The 14,780-nt window shown below is 37.1% G+C and carries 15 protein-coding genes and 3 pseudogenes; 1 reads left to right on the top strand and 17 read right to left on the bottom strand.

The features are described 5' to 3' along the window. Positions 1-202: pseudogene (locus BM086_RS21300) on the top strand (IS1634 family transposase); the annotation flags it as partial. 160 nt (positions 203-362) lie between these two features. On the opposite strand, the pseudogene BM086_RS22150 reads toward BM086_RS21300, so the two are convergent. The 17 genes and pseudogenes from BM086_RS22150 to BM086_RS19115 form a co-directional block, all read right to left on the bottom strand. Beyond that, positions 363-467, bottom strand: a pseudogene (locus tag BM086_RS22150) (SEC-C metal-binding domain-containing protein); the annotation flags it as partial. A gap of 1,152 nt (positions 468-1,619) precedes the next feature. Continuing rightward, positions 1,620-2,069, bottom strand: a complete 450-nt coding sequence (locus BM086_RS19180) for an Hsp20/alpha crystallin family protein (RefSeq protein WP_092331581.1) — start codon at positions 2,067-2,069, stop codon at positions 1,620-1,622. A 268-nt stretch (positions 2,070-2,337) separates the two neighbouring features. Then, positions 2,338-4,329 carry a methyl-accepting chemotaxis protein gene (locus tag BM086_RS19175; RefSeq protein WP_242952275.1) on the bottom strand — a complete coding sequence of 664 codons (1,992 nt, stop codon included), beginning with the start codon at positions 4,327-4,329 and terminating at the stop codon, positions 2,338-2,340. Positions 4,330-4,802: 473 nt separating this feature from the next. Next, on the bottom strand, positions 4,803-6,470 hold the full coding sequence (locus tag BM086_RS19170; protein ID WP_092331571.1) for a cellulose binding domain-containing protein: 1,668 nt from the start codon (positions 6,468-6,470) through the stop codon (positions 4,803-4,805). A gap of 380 nt (positions 6,471-6,850) precedes the next feature. Next, entirely contained in the window at positions 6,851-7,180 is a 330-nt protein-coding gene (locus BM086_RS19165; protein WP_092331566.1) for a putative quinol monooxygenase, read from the bottom strand. A 12-nt stretch (positions 7,181-7,192) separates the two neighbouring features. Then, a complete protein-coding gene (locus tag BM086_RS19160) occupies positions 7,193-7,723 on the bottom strand; it encodes a flavodoxin family protein (RefSeq protein WP_092331561.1) in 531 nt (176 codons plus the stop codon). A 48-nt stretch (positions 7,724-7,771) separates the two neighbouring features. Continuing rightward, positions 7,772-8,314: a flavin reductase family protein gene (locus tag BM086_RS19155; RefSeq protein WP_092331557.1), complete on the bottom strand. Its 543-nt coding sequence runs from the start codon at positions 8,312-8,314 to the stop codon at positions 7,772-7,774. A 21-nt stretch (positions 8,315-8,335) separates the two neighbouring features. After that, on the bottom strand, positions 8,336-8,950 hold the full coding sequence (locus tag BM086_RS19150) for a TetR/AcrR family transcriptional regulator (RefSeq protein WP_092331553.1): 615 nt from the start codon (positions 8,948-8,950) through the stop codon (positions 8,336-8,338). 86 nt (positions 8,951-9,036) lie between these two features. Further along, the gene (locus BM086_RS19145) at positions 9,037-9,975 is read right to left on the bottom strand and encodes an aldo/keto reductase (protein ID WP_092331549.1); all 939 of its coding nucleotides are present in this window, start codon (positions 9,973-9,975) and stop codon (positions 9,037-9,039) included. Between the two features lie 203 nt (positions 9,976-10,178). After that, on the bottom strand, positions 10,179-10,901 hold the full coding sequence (locus BM086_RS19140) for a hypothetical protein (RefSeq protein WP_092331544.1): 723 nt from the start codon (positions 10,899-10,901) through the stop codon (positions 10,179-10,181). Between the two features lie 75 nt (positions 10,902-10,976). Beyond that, positions 10,977-11,228: a hypothetical protein gene (locus tag BM086_RS19135; protein WP_092331540.1), complete on the bottom strand. Its 252-nt coding sequence runs from the start codon at positions 11,226-11,228 to the stop codon at positions 10,977-10,979. A 1-nt stretch (position 11,229) separates the two neighbouring features. After that, positions 11,230-12,060, bottom strand: coding sequence for a MerR family transcriptional regulator (locus BM086_RS19130; protein WP_175560389.1), 831 nt, complete (start codon positions 12,058-12,060; stop codon positions 11,230-11,232). A 148-nt stretch (positions 12,061-12,208) separates the two neighbouring features. Then, positions 12,209-12,781 carry a metallophosphoesterase family protein gene (locus BM086_RS19125; RefSeq protein ID WP_141107798.1) on the bottom strand — a complete coding sequence of 191 codons (573 nt, stop codon included), beginning with the start codon at positions 12,779-12,781 and terminating at the stop codon, positions 12,209-12,211. A 263-nt stretch (positions 12,782-13,044) separates the two neighbouring features. Further along, positions 13,045-13,893: an ATP-binding protein gene (locus tag BM086_RS19120; RefSeq protein ID WP_242952273.1), complete on the bottom strand. Its 849-nt coding sequence runs from the start codon at positions 13,891-13,893 to the stop codon at positions 13,045-13,047. A gap of 141 nt (positions 13,894-14,034) precedes the next feature. Continuing rightward, positions 14,035-14,166: pseudogene (locus BM086_RS22015) on the bottom strand (AAA family ATPase); the annotation flags it as partial. Further along, positions 14,163-14,333, bottom strand: a complete 171-nt coding sequence (locus tag BM086_RS21135; RefSeq protein WP_175560388.1) for a hypothetical protein — start codon at positions 14,331-14,333, stop codon at positions 14,163-14,165. The pseudogene BM086_RS22015 and the gene BM086_RS21135, both read right to left, overlap by 4 nt. After that, positions 14,317-14,676: an NUDIX domain-containing protein gene (locus tag BM086_RS19115; RefSeq protein WP_175560391.1), complete on the bottom strand. Its 360-nt coding sequence runs from the start codon at positions 14,674-14,676 to the stop codon at positions 14,317-14,319. The genes BM086_RS21135 and BM086_RS19115 overlap by 17 nt, the downstream gene beginning before the upstream one ends. Positions 14,677-14,780 lie beyond the last annotated feature (104 nt).

Genomic DNA, 14,780 nt, shown 5'->3' with positions numbered 1-14,780 from the left:
GAGCAAGTATACCTGCGAAGAAATCCTGGATAAGTTGAAATCAATTAATTTTGCAGACATAAAAGGGCAGGGATACATGCCCACTTATGTTCGAGACGAACTAACTGATGCCCTCCACAAAATATGCGGATTCAGAACTGACTATGAGTTCATTACCAAATCTGATATGAGAACAATAGAAAAACAGAGTAAACAAAGGTAATATTACTATATTTCAAGAAGCACAAAGATAACGCCGAAAGTCAGACAATTCAAGGCTTTCGGCGTTGATTATTATTGTTATCCTGTCAAAGACAGGATTATTATTGTTGTACTGTCAAAGACAGGAATATACCATTATTTGGCTTCTTTGTAAAACAATCTTAATCGTTTCCCTTAATTCCATAATCATGTCCGCAGCATTTTTTATATTTTTTTCCTGAACCACATGGGCATGGATCGTTGGGATAGACTTTTTTCTTTGTTCTTATAGCAGGACCATCAAGCCCGGCTGGGAATGAAATCTCTGAAAATTCGTCCGGAGCCTGGTCCACTCTGCCGTGGTACTCAAAGACCTCTTCTATCATTTCTTTGGTAATCTGCTCTTTTCGTATCAGTTCATAAATCTCTTCTACCAGTTCTTCTCTTGTTGTACCACATCTGCGAAGGAAAGCCCTGGCCCCTTTTTTCATCCAGTCATCAAATCCTCCTACAAGCGGATCCCTGTACAAATCCATGAGCTCTACATAAAAATCGGCTACTTCATCACTGACATCTTCTTCAAAGCTCTTTTTGCTGAGAAAGTTTAGGAGCATTTTATATACTATTGCCCCCTGATGATTTAAGTTTAAGTGAACCTGAGAATAGAAATATGGAATGATATCCTCAGGAGTATTATTCTCCCCATACATCAAAGTCCCTACAGCCTGATAATACATTCCTGCCAGTGCATATACCTGGTGCGGCTTATCGCATTCTTTATGGAACTTGTCAATAAAATTCGTAAAGAACTCACCCAGTTTCTTTTCATACATAAAAATATATCTGTCAAACAGAAATATTCTTTCTTTGACAAGATCAAAGATGTCTTTGTCCATCTCATCATCTGCTATATCTGGCAACTCAATCTTATGCCCTTTCTCAAACAGATGCCCAAGGACAACCAACCTATTTATAAGTCTTTCTCTATCAATCTCTGTCTTATCCTCACATCTGTCAATCATGCCCTCATAAACAGTCTCAAATTCTTTATACTTATCCTTACTCAGCTTTTTTCGAGCTTTCTCCTTTGACACAAGATAGTACAGCGCCATTTCTGTATCAACTTCTCCAGTTCCACCATTAAGTATCTTATCTATAGCTGGTTCATAAGACATAATTTATTACCTCTTAATCGGGTGTGTAATAATCATCGTTTCTACTATATTATAAAACATTTTACTCAATAAAAAAGAATGTCGCTTGCGACATTCTCGCGCGAGGCGCGGATGCTTTAGCATCATTTTCATCTCGCACAAATGCGCATCCATAGCGGAGCGCTTTTTATGATATAGGAATTTCGGAGAAAATTCCTATATCATAAAAAATCTTCCGGCACTATATGAGTGCCGGAAGACATAAAACATATAGAAAAAATATTTTTAGCCTTCTATGGCTATCAGATTCTTCTCAGGAATCTTATTTTCCATTGCTTTCTTAGCAAGTGTCAACGTAAGTACACCATGTCTGTAAGTTGCTTCAATATCACCTTTTTCAACATTTTCACCTACATAGAAGCTTCTTGTCATTGAACCTGCATATCTTTCCTGACGGATAAGTTTACCTTTCTTGTCATTTTCATCCTTATCAAGACCTTTGGCGGCGTTAATTGTCAGGTAACCTTTATCAAGTTCAACAGTTATCTCTTCCTTCTTAAAGCCCGGCAGATCGATTGAGACCTCATATTTGTCATCTTTTTCCCTTATATCGGTTTTCATCATTCTGTTTGCTTTTCTTCCATAGAGTTTTTTCTCCATGTCATCGAATTCCTTCATAGGGAAACCAAACAAATCATCCATAAAGTTCTCTTCAAAAATACTAGGTGTTAACATAATACATTCCTCCTTTGCACAAAAACAATTTACTGTTATTGAGCATTGGGACGGAGGGTTTGGATCTTAGGAAAGTTAAGTCCTAACGTTCTTCTCTGTTCCTTTGTTCTATAGATAATGTAACACAAAATTAGCACTCTTCAATAGAGAGTGCTAATTTGGATAAAAAAGTATTGTCTTTATCAATACAAATATCACATATGATTATCTTTTTTCTCAAAGCGACATATAAAAGCTATTATTACGCCAACTATGTGAGCTTTTCACTTCATGATTTGAAGAACTGCATCTCTTGGTTGAGCTGCTCTGCTATGTCTTTGAGGCTATTAGCAGAGGATGCCAGTGTCGTAACCGTAGCTGAAAGTTCTTCCATAGAAGCGCCTGTTTCTTCTGATGAGGCTGCATTTTCTTCAGAAATAGCTGAAAGAGCACTCATTGTATCTACAACAGCATTCTTTGAACTATCACAGGTCTGTGCGCCATCTGAAATAAGCTGAACACCGTCAACAGTATTTCCGATATCATCCAACATTCCATTAACTGCTTCAAGTGTCTCTCCAAGAGCAATCTGCTGTTCATTATTACCCTGCTTAACATCCTCAGCGGCTGCAACTGCTGCATCAGACTGTGCAAGAAGCTGTTCCATCTCCTTCTTTATATCATCTGCCATCTGTTTGGAATCTTCTGCAAGCTTACCAATTTCTTCAGCAACAACTGCAAAGCCTTTTCCGGCTTCACCTGCTCTTGCAGCTTCAATTGATGCATTAAGTGAAAGAAGATTAGTCTGTGTTGCAATTGATGTAATTCCTTCAACCTTTTCACTGATATTATTAACAGCATCTTTGGTTGCCTGAATAGTCTGAGAGATATCACCAATCTTTTCTGTCATTTCATTTGATGATTCCTTTAAGGAATGAAGTGACTTGCTGGATAATTCTGACGCTTCTTTCATCTTCTGCGCAATATTTGTAAGATCATCAGAAGAATTCTGTACACCGGCTATGGCATCTCCAATTCTTCCGACATTCTCAGATGCAGATTGAATTTCATCAGCCTGCTGGGTTGCACCTGATGCAATTTCCTGAACAGCATTTGACACATCTTCAGCAGTCTGAGAAATCTGATCAGCCATATCAGATAACTCACCGGATGATTTTCCAACATCAGAAGCTGACATTTTGATATTGTTTACAATTTCATCAAGTTTATCTATTACTGCATTTGTAGCTTTGGAAATAGCTCCAAACTCATCTTTTCTTGCATCATGCTTCTCAACTTTGACAAAACGTCCATCTGCCAATGCCTCCAAAGACATTCCAACTGATTTTATCGGTTCTGTAAAGCTCTTTGATATAACAAATGATATAGCAATCGCAATTATCAGTAATACAACACCTACACAAATGACAATTATCGCTGATTGCCTTGCTGCAGACATGATAACCTTTGCATCTCTGGCAGTAACAACGACAAATCCTGATTTTGGCTCCTTTACATATGCCATGTAATTAGTACCAAAAGAAGTACTGGATTTGTAGAAACCACTGCTAAGACCTGATGTATAGAACTCAGATGATGACACTGTAACCTCATCATGTTTTCCTTCACCAATCTCATATTCTGCATGAGCAGCTACCATACCATCCCTGTCAACAACAAATGCTGTGTTAGCATCTTCAGCAAGAATCGCATGAAGGCTGTCCAAGTCATAATTTCTATGCACAATGCCAATAACTTTGTCACCGTTCTTAATAGGAACAGAAAAGGTGATCATTCTTTTGTTGGTTGTTTTGCTAACTGTTACGTTAGAAACATAATTGTTGCCAGCAATTGCTTCTGTAAAGTATTCACGATCTGAAACATCAATACAATCGCCTGCGCCTCTGGCAATCTGCATTCCTTTATCATTTGTTATTGCTGTATTCTGACCATCATTAAGAACCTGATCACACTCATGAAGTGTAGCCTGCACCGCATCAAAAGGAATGCCGGCTTCGCCTATTACGTATTGAATAATAGTAGGGTTACCGGCAATACTATTGATCATATCGAAATTAGTGTCCACTACTTTTTCAAAACTACTATGTACATACCAGGCCTGCCATTCAAGGGAATCCTGTGCATCTTGCAGCGCCTTATTGGTAGATGTGACATAGCTTACAATAATAGCAATTACAAGTGGAATGACTGTAATAAGCATCATTGTAGATATTAGTTTTGTCTTTACACTGTTTAAGAAGCTGATATCTTTTTGTTCCATGATAGTCCTCCAAATTGTGAACATAATACCGTCTTGAAGTTTACAATTTATTATACTACCCAGGGATTGAATTGTATTATTCTTTGCTGTTTTTTAATATAACTTTAATTAAATTTTTTAATATAAAAATTTGCACTGACAATCTCTTGTGAAGCTACTTTCTTACTATATTTTTCTACAATTAATCGCTCCAAAAAAACTTTTGATACCGTTTTGTTGTTAACCAGATTATATGAGATAAACATAAATTGACTAACAACTTAATAGCAACAAACTTTTATTAAACTCAAAACGCTATTTGGGGATAAAAAAACGGCCTCCAATCATTAGATTTTATAATATATACCTCTATCACCGGCCTTTATCCGGTAAAGGGTAAAATATTATTTTGATCTAACTTTTGGAGGTCGATACAGAACAAGTACCTTTTTTGTTTATTGCATTTTTGCTGTCAAAAAAATATCACAATCTTTTCATTCAAGGATGTAATCCAAAGTAGCTCCTACTTCTCCCGATCCCTGAATTCCGAAATATGCTGCATCTCCTGCGTTGATTACATAGTTCCATGTTTCAGGAGTAATCACATAGTAGTCACCTTCTGAAGCAATTTTTACACACCAGCTATTATCTATTGTGAGCTGACTTTTCTTAAGTTTAAGAGTCCAACCATTTACTGCGCTGTCGCCATTGTTGGAAACATTAAAGCTGATTGTAAATGATCCCTGACCGTTAATGTCATATCCAAGAACAAGTCCATCATTAACTACTACCGGTTCAGGCTCTGGTGTTGGCTCCGGATCTGGTGTTGGCTCTGGATCCGGTGTTGGCTCCGGCTGTTGCTCAGGCTCAGGTGTGGGCTCATCCTTTACTTCACCTACAGCAAAAAGCTCAATCTTGTCTTTAATATGAGATGAACCCTGGAAACCGAATTCAACAGACTTTCCGGCATCAATTACTGCGTTCCATTCTACAGGAGTAATTACATAGTATCCGCCTTCTTCAGTAACATTAACGTTCCAGCAGGCATCAATATCAACATCTTCTTTATTAATTTTAACAGTCCATCCCTCAGTTCTCTTATTGGACTCATTTGTTACCTTTACAGATACCTGATAGCCTGTTCCCCAGTTATTTATTGTATAATCTGTTGTCATGCCACCTTCAACCGGCTGTGGCTCGGGTTCCGGAGTTGGCTCTGGATCTGGTGTTGGTTGTGGCTCTGGAGTGGGTTCCGGATCCTGATTTGGATTTGGTTTAACCGGAGCTCTGAGCGCTTTCCATGAATCAAATGTTACTGTAGCTCCTGACATAGTTGCTACAAAATAAACATCATGCTTACCTGTGATATTAACCGTTGCATATCTTGACTGATAATCACCGGGATTAACCTTGATTGTACCAACTTTAGTTCCATCAACAGCGTCAAGTCTTATCTCAAAAAGAGCTGCTTTTGATGCCTTAACATTAAGGTTAAGTACTACTGCTGCTTCATCACCAAAGTCAACATTCTTAACAGCCACATAACCATTTCCTCTGACTGCAACTTCTTTTCCGAGAACTGCGGCTGCAACAAATTCATATGAATCCTCTGCTTCTACGGTTCCATAAGGATCAACAATTTTTTCCGGATCCTGCGAAGGTTCGGGCTCTACAACAGGTGTCTCCACTGCTTTCTCAGCAGACCAATAATCTACAGAAACATTTCCAAGAACACCTACAAAAGCGATTGTAAAATTGCCCTCTACATTTTTCATATTAGCGGTGTAGGTCTTGTACTCTCCATTTGTATTACCAATTTTAAAACTGCCAAGGACTTCCCCATCTACGCCATCCTTACGTACTTCAATAAGAGCAACTGAGTCGGATTTAACTGTAATTGACATCTTTGAAAGACCTTCATTAAAATCTACAGTCTTAACAAGCCAATAATCCCCTGCTTCAACGTTAGAAAGCACAGTTATTTTCTTGTTGTTGTAAACCTCAGGAGTCTGTTCAACACCTTCTCTTCCAAAGTTTATTTCAGCCTGAACTGTTTTGTATGGATCAATCTTAGGCGCAGCTAAAGAATTTACACTGGTGCCGGCAAATATTGCAGATGTTGTTAATAACCCGCATAATAACAACGGAATATTCTTTCTCATACGATAAACCCCCTTTTAGTTTTACACTGTCTTGTAATGTCTTTTCATATTTAGTTTTGTGCTTAAACGTTTTCGTTTTTGCTCGAGCATCTAGATTGTAACAATTTTTGTAACTTTTTTAATACTTATTTATTGCTTGCTGTATATCAAATATTGCTAATTATCAGTCTTTTTGCGTTTTTTGGCATTTTATACATATCTTGAATATACATTTTGTTGATTTTTCAGATTATTAGAGGCAAATCCGCTTTCAGCTAAAGATAAATCTGCTCTAATAGATGAAGCTAACTTATTAGCAACCTGTTTAGTAACCCCACCTGCACTAAAAATGCGACTAATGCTTTACTCATGTTATCACGTCCTCTCTATCCTTAATTATCTTACTTCCGTATAAAATCTGCATCCCTCTCAGGCATGCTGTCATCAGATCTATATCTTTCCACAGTCATATGAAGGTCATATTTATCACGAAGTTCCGTAATTGTATTCATCATAGACGAAGCATGGTGAACATCAATGGATTTCTGATCTTCCCAACTGTCTATCAATAGTATTGTTTCAGGGTCATCAAGTGACAGATAATATTCATATTTGAGATTTCCTGCTTCACTGCGGATCTTATCAACTGTTCCACTGCTAATCATTTCCTCCGCAAACTTTTTTGCAGTGCCATTCCTTCCTTTGTATAGCAAATTGACTGTAATGCTCATAGTAACCTCCAATCAGATATTTTTCCCTGCTTTGTATGCTTCCAGCATTGCCTTTGTGTTCATAACCTCGCCCTTTTGCCAGACACCTTCACCCCAGATTGTCCCCATAACTGTATTCCCAAGATTTTCAAAAACTGTTATGAGTTCTTTTTCCACAAGTTCAAGCCCTCTTTTCCCATCATGACCGGTAATTATAAAATATACATCATGTTTTCCGAGATCCTGCCACTTTGGTAAAAATCTGTCTATAAGATTTTTTAACATTCCATTCATAGTTGAAAAATATGTAGGTGTAGCAAATACAAGCACATCTGACGACAAAAGTTTATCCTTTACGATTACTGTATCATCCTTCTGCACACATGGTCCTTCGTATCCACATTGAATGCATCCAATACAGGGATTTATATTCATGTGACATACATCAAGAACCTCTACCTTGTGTCCAGACTCTTCGGCACCACGTTTAAACTCATCCACCAATATACTTGTTGAGCTTTTTTGTTTGGGCTTCCCATTAAAACTGTTATATTCATCTGTAATACCTTCTTTGAAATAAGCCTGCGGGAAACCGCAGACTTATAAAACCTGTTACTGATTCATCTTTGCACAATCGCCCACTTTTTCCCCTGTTACAAAATATTCATAGGTTGGGAACTCAAAAAGCACAGGCTTGAACACATGGTAATCAATCTTTCCTGCCTCATTCAAAACAGACTCATCCGCATAGGTAGCAAGGATCTTGCCGATAAAGTTATCAAAGTTCTCCAGCTCATAGTTGTGATCCATCTCACACTCTATTGAGACCTTTGCAGCATTAATAAGCGGCGCACCATTTTCACCAATTGTATATTTGAGTGCCTCTGATTTATCTTCCTTATTGCCTGAGATAACTCCCATACGATCAGCTTCCTTAAGCCATGACTCATCAACTACGTTTACAGAGAATATCTTGTTCTCACGGATGCCCTTATTGGTGTAGTGTGCCTGAACCATTGATACCATAAGATGGCTGTGTGCTACAGTTCCTGCATGTGCTACAAGTGTCCAGTTAGGTTTTCCATCTACCATTGCTCCTACTACAATTACAGGCGCCGGGTATAATGCAAGTGTTGCTCCGATATTCTTCTTCATTCCAAAGTCCTTCTTTCTTTATCACAATACCAGTTTCAAAAACTGGTAGGTCATTTCATAAATAGTTACGTCAACATGGGAGAGTTTTACCTCATCCATTGCCGATATCTGTTTTTCTGTAGGATATGAATAGGGATAGATTCCGTACATATACGGGAAGAACGCATATCTTATCTGCTCGCTCTGCTGGTCCGCAATCTTAAGATGCTTTTTTAGGCATTTATCAAAGAGTTCGACTGTCTCCTTAAAAGCCTTTTTGTATTCCACTAGCAGCTCATCCCTGCTATTATCCTCTATCTCATAAAGGTTCATGGCTGAGATCTTAAGAAGCGTTTTTCTCTCTTCCATGGATTTTGCAATAGCCCTTGCCAGAGCATCCTTATCCATATCTGCATTTCTTTTTATTATGCTCCTTAGAACATCATTCCATTTCATATATTCACGGGTAAGTATACCTAAAAAGATTTCTTCCTTGGTCTGGAAATAATTGTAGATAGAAGGTCTGGAAAAGCTGGTCTCCGTGCTGATATTCTTTATGGTGATATTGTGAAAGCCCATGGTCTCATACAGCTTTTCACAGGCATCCATGATTTCCTCTCTTCTTCTGTCAATTGTCTCTTTAAGTTCTACTGCCATGATATTTCTCTCCTTTAATTATGTGTATCAATACAATTTAGCTTATGATACTATTCTATTGACAGTGCGTCAATTAGGAGAAAAAACTAATCCATCTTCTTTTCCCACATGCGGATCAGATTAAGCCCAAGGCTGTCTGCTGTTTTCTCAAGATCAGCAATCTCATCAGCAGTAAGAGTGATATTACATGCCTTTACAGCATCCTCTACATGGTTAACCTTTGTCACACCTATGATAGGAAGTGCACCTTTTCCGATTGCCCATGCGATCGGAATCTGTGCAGGTGCTACGCCATATTTGTCTGCTACTTCCTTAAGCTTGGCATTCATGATCTCCAGCTTATCAAGTACAGGATTATAAGTCTGTGCTCTTCCTGAACCTTCCGGCATTGGATTCTTTGTATCATATTTTCCTGAAAGAGCTCCCTGCTCAAGAACCATGTAAGCCCAGAACTGGATGCCATTTTCCTTGCAGTAATCTACAATTCCTGAATCTTCTGATGATCTGTTTAAAAGACTGTAGTGGTTCTGTACTGCTCCAAGCTTAAGTCCATAATCACGAAGAATTCTGTCTGCCTCCTTGATTTCGGCAAGATTATGATTAGAAACACCGATCACAGCAACATTCTCTTTTCCCTCAAAATACTTTGCAACCTCTGTTATCCACTTGGGTGCATCCACAGGATTATGTACCCAGTAGATATCCATGCTGTCGATTCCAAGCATCTCATACTCTGTCTTAAGCATATCCTCAACCGGTGTAGATGAAGAATAATCAGCGCACTGGGGAGTGAACTTATCCGAAACAATATATGAATCTCTTGGAAGTTCCTTTAAAAATGTTCCCAGTGTTTTCTCTGAAGTTCCCATTCCATATACATAAGCTGTATCCCAGAGGTTCAGTCCCTCCTTCATAGCAGCATCAAATATAGGTTTAAGAGAATCTGCGCTCCAGTTGTCTCCAAATGTCCCGTCATTGCCCCATGCCCATGCACCAAGTGCAATCTTTGGTAATGTCTTTGTCATTTCGTAACTCCTTTCTGTTGACACTGTGTCAGTTGATGGTTGAATATTATCATCTGTTTGACACCGTGTCAATACATTTTTAAATAAGGCAGAGCCATACAGAACTCTGCCATTTTATCTTCCGGTATAATCGACGATGCGCTTTTTCTATCCAACGTAAAAACATCCCAATTTTCTAGAAAAAGCGAATAATTATTCACCTCTTATGATACCCACTTATAAACTGTATCGATAGTTCTTTCATCCTTCATTCTTATTACATAATCTCCCATGAACAACTTTGATTCACCATTTTCTTTATAGCGTAGTCCAATTCGAGATGTAAGATAGCCGTTATAACATCTTGCGTCATAAATGTTGAGTCCATCCAGTTCCAGTGGCCCTTTTAAGGCAACTTCATTATGACTAAGCGCTGCTTCTACGATACTTTTTGACTCTTCAGTAAATACCTTCAGGGCCTTATCCACCTCTGCATCAATCATGATTTTATCATCCATGTTTTGCAATGAAGGAATATTCTTCAACAATGACACTATCACAGGTCTTTCCTTCGCTGTAAAAGAGTATTCTTCGGCGCAGTGCATAGCATAAATTAACAGTGCCCCAGTATTATAGCTGGATATTCTTATGGGGAAAAAGTATTCCGGCTGGGTCATAACCTTTTCCATTTTTTCAACAAAACTATCAGCACTATCCATATCAAGCTGTTTCAAAGCTTGCCACTCTACATATGTAGCAGATCCTTCTATAGCCTCGACTTTAGTCTCATAAGAAAATTCATATGGAAACTTCTCGCTACGGTACTTTCTAAGTCTCATGAGCTCATGGTATTTGGCCTCATTGAATTCTTTTAAAAGCTCCAATAATAGTACATTCTCATTAAGCTTAATACTAAGGTTTTCTGCATTGTACTGGTACTTATACAATGCTTCGAGTTCTCTTGCCCAACACTCCCACCCTTGTACCATCTGGAAAGCATGGAACATTTCATGGACAATCTTTTATGCCAAGATAGACGGTTTCAGTTCTTCTACGACATTCCATATAGCTATTGTTTCACCTTGAAATTCTATAGCAGTATTAGCGCAAAAATCTGCTGTTTTCTCAATATATTCCCCGTTAAAATAACACTTCTGATCATCATAAAGGGCAAACTTTAGTGGTTTGAATCCTTCCCAGATTTGCTCAAAGTCCAATGATGTTATAGCTTCTGTCACCTGATTATAGAGCTCTTCTAAGGTATATTTTCCCATTTTATTTTCCTGCCTCCACATTTTTTCTTTTTAAAAGCCAGAAGTGATTTTTATCATTATCAGAATGAATGACATTACATTTTAAACTCATCTTTTTGTTCTTGTTCTTCAAGCACAGTATTCCCAGCAATGTATTTGCAAAAGCTGTGTTATTAATTTTTTCAGCATCAAGCTTAAACTGGAAGAAATATTCTTTACCATCTATAAGTTCTGGTATATTGTCATAAAACTCTTTTACATTTTTCCATTCATGACATTCATAGACAATTTCCAAGTCAGGATTGGATAAGCAATCCTTAAAATCATGTTCCGCTTTTTTCTCGTTTTCCTCTGAATAATCTAGTATTTTGTACTTAGAATAGTCCCCGCTCTCAAGCATTTCATCAAAATAAGAATCCAGGTTTTTAACAATCTCGTCGAATTCCTCGCTGTTAATACCAAACTCCTCAGCAGGCGAATAGCTTTCCATAGAACCTTTGATTGATTTATGCAGCTCCACTATTTTATTTTTCATCACTGTTAATTCGCGCTGATATGACTGGCGGATTTCTATCATTCTTTGAAGTAGCTTTTCCTGTTCATTGATTTTCTTGGAAAAGGCATCATAGATAGTTTCATCATCGGCACAAAGGAGCACTTTTATTTCATCTATTGTAAACCCAGCTATCTGAAGATTTTTAATCTTTACATAGTCAAGGGCCTGACCTTCATCATAATAACGATATCCTGTCCAATCATCCACCTTAACCGGTTTCAGCAGATTCATGTGATCATAGTATCTTATAGTCTGAGGATTACATCCACACAGATTGGAAAACTCCTTTATAGTCATATCACGCATCTCCTTTCTGAAACCGTTTTATCATTATAGTTAAGTGTAAGGTCAATACCTTTTTTGCATATTTTAAAAGACATGTACTTACTTATTTGTAAGCACATGCCTAATATAGCATAGGATCTTTGAGTATTCTATTCCGGTTTTACAATTTAACTAAATGCGAACTTATTTGTGGTCTGATTGATACTCCATTCCATCTATAGTTTGGTAATCCAATATCATCTGGTGTTACTGATAAATATTCACCATCCATGCCACATACCTTTATCTCATTGTCACTTATTTCTATGTATGCACTCATTGCCTGCTTATATTGAAGTATGCCGTTCAAATAAGAATACTTTTCCTGCAATTCTCTTGAACTTACAATCTGAGTTCCTAACCATGCATAATTTGCTGAATTAATCGTCATGTATTGTATTCCATCTACAATAGAATAATCATCTCCGTGATCATGACCATTCAAACAAAGTAGCACCTGCTTTTTCACAAATTTCTTACGAATCTCTTCGCGATTATTAATTCCTCTTTTAGGAAAATCATTTATAAAACTATGATGCGAAAATATGATACTCTTCATATCATCTTTTAGTTTCTCTTGTAACCATCGCATTTCTTCCAATGGAACAATAGGGTATACGGTGCCTTCACATTTAAAATTTTTGTTATAAAAAATTTCTTCTTCCCCATCTTTGCTTAAATAGCATGTATTCAAAAATATCAGTTTATATCCGTTACATATTACAGAATAGTACGAATTATCAATCGAATAAAAACCATCTATTACTCCTCCTAGCAAAATGTAAAAGGCACATACTTACTTGAAGTGTAAGCATATGCCTTATGATAACACAGCTATATGGGCTGTTCTACAGCTTTTGTTAAGATTCTGATTACGAAAATGGCTAAACACATTTAACTTCAGATATAACTTGCTATCGCTTCATCTCGGCAAATTGAAAATTTATTGCTGACTTGCTATTTTTTTGAATATTTCGTGCCCCTACCAGTTCCATATTTTATAACATAGCCTGCATCCACTAGATTATTCAAATTTCTAACTGTTTTATCTTTGCTCCAATTAAGTTTTTCTGCTATTTCACTGCTACTATAGCGCATTTCACCATTTAACAACTCTAGCAAATTATTTTCATCTGATGTAACTGACATTGTTGCAGATAATGCAGGAAGCGTGACCGTAATTGAATTTTCTTTTATTTCGAATCGTGGCTTTATTTGACAATCTTTGTATGCATCAACAATTCGTTTTATTCCTGTGCCAAACATTTCAATATAATGTAATCTAAAGAATATATTTCCTAATACAGGATTTCTTAATGTTGAAATATTACCGTGCAAATATTCATCTTCACTTATTCCACTTGGCAACCCACCGGGTGAAGAAATCTCAATCTTATCCTCATACATCGATATTCTAATATTTGCATTTATATCCCATGTTCTATGTACTAATGCATTTGCAACCGCCTCACGGAATGCTTTTTCAGGAACCTTTTCAATTAAAACTCTATCAGCACCTTTAATCTGCTCATATTGATAGTATCTCCTATACATAGTAAGAGCCTTATTATACTGTGTGATTACCGACATATGAATAAAACTCTCTCGATCGAGTATTTCATCAATAGAATTACCAAAACGAGCAACATCAATTCCAGAAAAATTATTTTTATCAGATAATAGTGAAGCTGCATTATTAAGCTGCCCCTCTATTGTATAAAGCCCTAAAGTCCTAAGTGTATTTTCATTAACTTCTGTTATTCCTAACTTATCAATAAGACTTTTCTCAAGCTCATCAAAAGTCATATCCTTTTCCTCATTAGCCAATGATTCAAAGTATAGGTTATTTCCCTCAAGCGTAAGACGCTTTAATTCAACCTGATCAACCTCAACAGAAGCAGTATCACTTCTTCTATAAGCTTTTCCTTTGTATAGATATGGCTTATATCTTCCCTCATTTATTTCTAAAGTTATAACATTATTTAATCTATTAATTGAAAGGGCATAGTCAGGCTTAGGTGAAATTGAATCATTAATTTTGTTTTCAATATCTAGACATTTCTGATCTGGATCATCTATACCAATGACAGTTCCATCATCAGCAATCCCAAACAGTATTTTTCCCGTTTGCTATATACAAGAGCTATCTTGTCAACCTTGATAATGATAGCTCTTGCTGATGGCCTTCGAAAAACAGAATCCGTCTTTTTATAGTCTTTTAAATCTATTTCAAATAATCTTTTCATACTCTTTTAGTGCTGTATATTCGCGTTTGTACAATCCATAAACAGCAATGTCCTTATCATGATAATCTTCATATTTACCGAATATTTCTATGGCTTGCTGCAGAGGTATCCACACTCTTGTATAACCTGCAATTTTCTCCGCTTCTGTAAGATGTTGACAGCCGGTATCTTCAATCAGTTCACATATGAAATAGTGGTTAATGTGCCTCCACACATCGAATAACTCTTCTATATCAAGATATCCGCTCACAGTTTTCGTCCTGTATCCGGTCTCCTCCAACATTTCACGCTCGCAGCATTGTGCTGAGAATGACGAGTAATGTGAATCCCAATGACACAGCATACATGATTGAAACAATTATACGGATTGTGCCTGTTTATTTACAGTTAATGCCTGTTTTATTGAGCAGAAGTACCCTCTCCTGTAACATCAAAGAAAAAATAAAT

Source organism: Butyrivibrio sp. YAB3001, assembly GCF_900112195.1.
Classification (GTDB): Bacteria; Bacillota; Clostridia; order Lachnospirales; family Lachnospiraceae; genus Butyrivibrio.
This window is presented reverse-complemented; position numbering and strand designations above follow the sequence as displayed.

What these genes read in the sequence shown, in the direction of transcription:
- BM086_RS19180 (WP_092331581.1), bottom strand. Translation starts at nt 2,069, where the DNA reads ATGTTAACACCTAGTATTTTTGAAGAGAACTTTATGGATGATTTGTTT.
- BM086_RS19175 (WP_242952275.1), bottom strand. Translation starts at nt 4,329, where the DNA reads ATGGAACAAAAAGATATCAGCTTCTTAAACAGTGTAAAGACAAAACTA.
- BM086_RS19170 (WP_092331571.1), bottom strand. Translation starts at nt 6,470, where the DNA reads ATGAGAAAGAATATTCCGTTGTTATTATGCGGGTTATTAACAACATCT.
- BM086_RS19165 (WP_092331566.1), bottom strand. Translation starts at nt 7,180, where the DNA reads ATGAGCATTACAGTCAATTTGCTATACAAAGGAAGGAATGGCACTGCA.
- BM086_RS19155 (WP_092331557.1), bottom strand. Translation starts at nt 8,314, where the DNA reads ATGAAGAAGAATATCGGAGCAACACTTGCATTATACCCGGCGCCTGTA.
- BM086_RS19150 (WP_092331553.1), bottom strand. Translation starts at nt 8,950, where the DNA reads ATGGCAGTAGAACTTAAAGAGACAATTGACAGAAGAAGAGAGGAAATC.
- BM086_RS19145 (WP_092331549.1), bottom strand. Translation starts at nt 9,975, where the DNA reads ATGACAAAGACATTACCAAAGATTGCACTTGGTGCATGGGCATGGGGC.
- BM086_RS19135 (WP_092331540.1), bottom strand. Translation starts at nt 11,228, where the DNA reads ATGGGAAAATATACCTTAGAAGAGCTCTATAATCAGGTGACAGAAGCT.
- BM086_RS19130 (WP_175560389.1), bottom strand. Translation starts at nt 12,060, where the DNA reads ATGACTATAAAGGAGTTTTCCAATCTGTGTGGATGTAATCCTCAGACT.
- BM086_RS19120 (WP_242952273.1), bottom strand. Translation starts at nt 13,893, where the DNA reads ATGACTTTTGATGAGCTTGAGAAAAGTCTTATTGATAAGTTAGGAATA.
- BM086_RS21135 (WP_175560388.1), bottom strand. Translation starts at nt 14,333, where the DNA reads ATGAAAAGATTATTTGAAATAGATTTAAAAGACTATAAAAAGACGGAT.
- BM086_RS19115 (WP_175560391.1), bottom strand. Translation starts at nt 14,676, where the DNA reads ATGCTGTGTCATTGGGATTCACATTACTCGTCATTCTCAGCACAATGC.